Genomic DNA, 777 nt, shown 5'->3' on the forward strand with positions numbered 1-777 from the left:
CGCCACCGCGCCAGCCGTCGTTGCCGCGCCAGCAGTGGTGCCTGAACCGGTTGCGCCCGTCGCGCCGGTCGAAGCTGCCGCCCCGTCCGCGGCCCCGGCTCCCGCGCCGGTGGCCACTGATCGCGCCCCCGAACCCGAACCCGAACCCGAACCCGTCTCCGCGTCTCCGGCCACCGCCGGCGACAACGTACCGCCCTGGGAAGACCTGCCGGCCGACGCGCCGGCGGCGCCCGAGGCCGCCCCGACGGCCAAGTCCACGGGTTCGGCGGCGTTGGCCGTCGCCCCCGCCGTTGCCGCCGTGCTGGCCAGCGCGCCGGCCGAAGCCGATGGCGGCCCGCCTTCCTGGGTCGACGAAGAAATTCCCTTCGAAGCCGAAGGCGGTTTTGTCCCGGACGGCGGCTTTACGTCCGATCCGGACGATGACGAATTTGAAACCCTGGCCAGCGCGCCGTCCGCTGCCCCGGCACCGGCCGTGCCGGCCCGGCGCGATGGACCGGCGCCAGCCCGCAAACGCCAATCGCGCGCCCGCATGACGGACATGACGCCCACGGGCTGGCCCGAACTGGCCGCTAGCTTGCCCGTCACCGGGCTGGCTGCGGAACTGGCGCGCCAAAGCGAATGGGCCGGCGTGCAGGGCGACGCGATCGTCCTGCGCGTCGCCGTCAGGACGCTGGCTGAAAGCGAAAGCCGGGTTCGCCTGCAAACCGTCCTGTGCGAACATTTCGGCCAGAGCGTCCGGCTGGATGTGGAAGTCGGCGTCACGGGCGAGGCCCCCGC

Annotated in this window: 1 pseudogene; it reads left to right on the forward strand. The window is 73.6% G+C overall.

Going from position 1 to position 777, the window contains the following annotated elements:
- A pseudogene (locus ACE039_RS29310) lies at nucleotides 1–777 on the forward strand (DNA polymerase III subunit gamma/tau); the annotation flags it as partial.

It is taken from the genome of Achromobacter maghribensis, assembly GCF_057334215.1.